The sequence below is a fragment of the Nostocoides sp. genome (genome assembly GCF_035343835.1).
Classification (GTDB): Bacteria; Actinomycetota; Actinomycetes; order Actinomycetales; family Dermatophilaceae; genus Nostocoides_A; species Nostocoides_A vanveenii.
Window position 1 is genome coordinate 1 of sequence record NZ_DAOQZV010000251.1, and the last position, 4379, is coordinate 4379.

The following is a 4379-nucleotide window of genomic DNA, read 5'->3' on the forward strand; positions in this document are numbered from 1 at the left end:
TATGGCTGCGGGGCTTGCCGCCGGGTCGGACTCGGCCGAGGCCTCCGCCTCGGCGGCGGTCGCGGCCGCCTCGTCTGCTGCCACGGGCTCGGGATCGACGGCCGCGGCCTCAACGACGACGCTGTCGGCAACCGGCTCTTCCGCTGCCGACTCATCGGCTGCCGGCTCCTGCTCCGGGTCCACGGGGGCCACGTCATTCGGGGCCACGTCATTCTCCGCAGCGGGGACGTCGGGCTCGGCAGTCGATTCGTCCGGTGCGGTCGCCGCCTCGGCGGCGAGGACGTCGGCAGCGACTGAACTCACGTCAGCCGTCGGCTCGTCCGTCGCCGTCACGTCGCGGTCCGGCGTCGTCGGGGTATCGGTCACTGCTCAGCCCTTCGTCTCGGTCGTCACCGACAAGAAGCTGATGGGGAACGTGGGAGCGACCCCGTTGCCCACCCCTCCGGCGGCGATCTTGTCCACAATATCCAGCCCCTGGGTGACAGTGCCGAAAATTGAGTAGCCCCCCGTGCTAGCGTCAATCGTCGAGTCCTTGTAGACGATGAAGAACTGACCACCATTGCTGTTCGGGTCTGCGGTCCTGGCCATCGCCACGGTGCCCCGCGGATACATCGCGTCCGCGGGCGCATTCTCGATCCCGTAGCCGTATCCCGGTCCCCCATTGCCGGTCCCCGTCGGATCTCCGCACTGGAGCACGAAGATCCCCGAGGTGGTCAAGCGGTGGCAGGGCGCATTTTTCCAATAGTTCTGCTGAGCCAGCTGAACGAAGGACGCCACGGTCGTCGGCGCCTTGGCCCCGTCCAGCGACAGCACGATCCGCCCGCAGTTGGTCTCGATGGTCGCGGTGACCGTCTTGCCGGTGACCTTGGCGATCTGGGCGGCATCCGGTTTGTCCAGCGTGGCGCCGGTGCCCGGGACCGCGGGGGCAGCAATGCACCCGTCGGCCACGGTCGCGGCCAGCCCCGGGGTGCGTGAGGCCGCGGTCGGCTCCGAACCCATCATGTTCACCAGCCAGATCAGGCCGGCAACGAGCGCCAGGAAGACGGCGACCACGGCCGCGATCTGCCGGTTCCGCTGCCGCTGGACCCGCTGCTGCGCAGCATTGTCCTGCTGACGGACGTAGCGCCGTTTGGCCCGCGCGCGCTCCTGCTCCTTGGTCACGGCCGCTAAGTCTAGGCATGCGGCCGGATAGGGTCGGCGGGTGCTGATGATCGCCTTCCCCGCTGCCGCATTCGCGACCAATTGCTATGTCGTCGCGCAAGGCCCCGGGCAGGAGTGCCTCGTCGTCGATCCGGGCATCGGCGTGGTCGAGACGCTGCGCGATGTTTTCTCCGAGCACCGCCTGCGGCCGGCCGCCGTGCTGCTGACCCATGGCCACCTCGACCACGTCTATTCGGTCACTCCCGTATGCCGTTCCACGGCCCCCGCCGTGCTGCCGGCCTATATCCACGCCGACGACCGCTACCGGCTCGCCGACCCGATCAGCCTGCTGGGTCCGGGCCTGGTCGGCATGTTCGAGCAGCAGTTCGGCGCCAAGGCGAGTTGGACCGAGCCTGACGACATCGTCACGGTCACCGACCGCGCCCAGGTGAGTGTCGCGGGCGTGGAGCTGAGTTGTTGGCACGCCCCCGGGCATACGGAAGGGTCGATGATGTTTGGGATCGACGCTGTCCCCGACGGGGTGCCCGCCGATCTGGACCGCACGATGGTCACTGGTGATGTCGTTTTTGCCGGGTCGATCGGGCGCACCGATCTGAGCGGCGGCAGCGACACGGCCATGCGCGAGTCCTTGCGCAATGTTGTTCTCCCCCTTGCCGATTCGACGCTCCTGCTGCCGGGGCACGGCCCCGCGACGACCATGAAAAGGGAGCGCGCCACCAACCCCTACCTGCAAGGATTGGGCGCGTGAGCAAGATCGCCCCCATCTCCGGATTCCCGGAGTACTCCCCGGGCCAGCGCATCGTCGAGCAGCGCTTCCTCGACGTCATCCGGGAGACCTTCGAGTTGCACGGGTTCGCCTCGATCGAGACCCGCGCGATCGAGCCCATCGAGCGGCTGCGCTCCCAGGGCGAGGACGCCGACAAGGAGATCTATGGCATCGCCCGGCTCGCGGGCGGCGACGCCGAGGGCATGCGCTGGGGGCTGCACTTCGACCTGACGGTGCCGTTCGCCCGTTATGTGCTGGAGAACGCCGGCACCTTGGAGTTCCCCTTCCGGCGCTATCAGATCCAGAAGGCGTGGCGCGGCGAACGGCCCCAGGAGGGCCGCTACCGCGAGTTCACGCAAGCCGATATCGATGTCGTGGATGTCGGCACGCTCGCGCCGCACTTCGAGGCCGAGATGCCGCTCGTCGTCGCCGATGTCTTCGAGAAGTTCCCCATCGGGGACTTCGTCATCCAGGTCAACAACCGCAAGCTCGCCAACGGCTTCTATGCCGGGTTGGGCATCACGGATGTCGCCGGGACGCTGCGGATCATCGACAAACTCGACAAGATCGGCCCCGATGCCGTGGCGGATCTGCTCACCGCCGCCGGCTGCACCGCGACCCAGGCGCAGGCTTGCCTCGACCTCGCGGCGATCCGCACCCCCGACCTGGGTTTCGTCGACCAGGTACGGGCCCTCGGCGTCGATCACCCCCTCCTCGATGAGGGTCTGGACGCGCTCGCCGCGGTCATCGAGACGGCGGCGGCCAACGCGCCCGGCCGCGTGGTCGCGGCCTTGAAGATCGCCCGCGGCCTCGACTACTACACCGGCACCGTCTACGAGACCCAGTTGGTCGGCCACGAGGACTGGGGTGCGGTGTGCTCCGGCGGCCGCTACGACGCGCTCGCCTCCGACGGACGCACCACCTATCCGGGCGTCGGCATCTCCATCGGGGTCAGCCGGATCCTCGGGCTGTTGTTCGGTCACGGGCGGCTCGCCGCCACCCGATCGACGCCGGCCTGCGTCTTGGTCGCCGTCACCGACGAGGCGAGCCGGCCAGCCTCCACGGCGGTCGCCACGGCTCTCCGGGCGCGTGGCATCGCGTGCGAAGTCGCCCCGAAGGCCGACAAATTCGGCAAACAGATCCGGTATGCCGATCGCCGCCGCATACCCTACGTCTGGTTCCCGCGTGACGACGGCGACCAGGTCAAAGACATCCGCTCCGGCGACCAAGTGGCCGCCGACCCGGCCGCGTGGACACCACCGGCAGCGGACCTGCGCCCCGACGTCCTCATGGGCGACTGAGCCGGTTCTTATGTCGCGGCGGCTTCGCGCTGAACGGCGCCGGCACCGCGCTGGACGTCGAAGACGCCCTGCACATTGCGCACCGCATTGAGCACGTGTTCGAGATGGGCAGGATCGCCCATCTCGAACATGAAGGTCGAATAGGCCACCCGCCGCTTGGTCGTATGCACCTGGGCACCGAGAATGTTCACGCCATTGTCCGACAGCACCCGGGTGATATCGGCGAGCAGATGATTGCGATCGAGCGCCTCGACCTGAATCTGAACGAGGAAGAGCGAGCCGGCGCGCGGTGCCCACGCAACCTCGATGATCCGCTCGGGGTGCTCGCGCAGTGACTTGACATTTGTGCAGTCGACGCGGTGGACCGCGATGCCGTCGCCGCGAGTGATGAAGCCCAGGATCTCGTCACCGGGAACTGGCGTGCAGCAGCGACGCAGCTTGATCCAGACATCGGCCGTATTCATGCCCTTGACGATGATGCCCGGATCGTCGGTCCGGCGGCGCGCCTCCCGATTGGGGTTCTGCGCCTCGGCCCAATCCTCTTGAATGCCTTCTTCACCGCCGAGCGATTTGATCAGGCGCGAGACGACATGTTGGGCGGAAACCTGGTTCTCGCCGACCGCGGCATAGAGCGCATCGATATCAGCGAACCGCAAGTCCGTGGCGATCCCCGTCAGGGAATCGGCTGTCATCAGCCGCTGCAGCGGCAGGTGCTGGCGGCGCATCGCCCGGGCGATCGCGTCCTTGCCGCGCTCGACGGCCTCGTCGCGGCGAGAGCGCGAGAACCACTGGCGGATCTTGTTGCGCGCCCGCGGCGAGTGCACGAAGGTGAGCCAGTCGCGCGACGGGCCGGCGCCCTCGGCCTTGGAGGTGAGCACCTCGACCACGTCGCCGTTCTCCAGCGGTGACTCCAGCGGCACCAGGCGGCCGTTGACGCGCGCACCGACGGTGCGGTGCCCGACCTCGGTGTGCACGGCATACGCGAAGTCGATCGGACACGAGCCGGCGGGGAGGGCGATGACATCGCCCTTGGGCGTGAAGACATACACCTGACGGGCATTGATCTCATAGCGCAGGGAGTCGAGGAAGTCGGTGGGATCCTCGGTCTCCTTCTGCCAGTCGAGCAATTGCTTGAGCCACTGCATATCGGC

Annotated in this window: 4 protein-coding genes and 1 pseudogene; 2 read left to right on the forward strand and 3 right to left on the reverse strand. The window is 67.9% G+C overall.

Translation table 11 applies throughout. The features are described from left to right. Together PKH97_RS14135 and PKH97_RS14140 are read right to left on the reverse strand one after the other, a co-directional pair. A pseudogene (locus PKH97_RS14135) lies at positions 1-366 on the reverse strand (hypothetical protein); the annotation flags it as partial. A gap of 3 nt (positions 367-369) precedes the next feature. Then, a complete protein-coding gene (locus tag PKH97_RS14140) occupies positions 370-1161 on the reverse strand; it encodes a peptidylprolyl isomerase (protein ID WP_324388187.1) in 792 nt (263 codons plus the stop codon). Positions 1162-1201: 40 nt separating this feature from the next. Between PKH97_RS14140 and PKH97_RS14145 the strand changes: the two genes are divergently transcribed. After that, complete coding sequence (locus PKH97_RS14145) at positions 1202-1909, forward strand: MBL fold metallo-hydrolase (protein ID WP_324388188.1); 708 nt, start codon at positions 1202-1204, stop codon at positions 1907-1909. Continuing rightward, entirely contained in the window at positions 1906-3228 is a 1323-nt protein-coding gene (gene hisS / locus PKH97_RS14150; RefSeq protein ID WP_324388189.1) for a histidine--tRNA ligase, read from the forward strand. The genes PKH97_RS14145 and hisS overlap by 4 nt, the downstream gene beginning before the upstream one ends. A gap of 8 nt (positions 3229-3236) precedes the next feature. Here the strand turns inward: hisS and PKH97_RS14155 are convergent. Beyond that, positions 3237-4379 (reverse strand): TGS domain-containing protein (locus PKH97_RS14155; RefSeq protein ID WP_324388191.1); only part of this gene is annotated, 1143 nt, incomplete at its 5' end.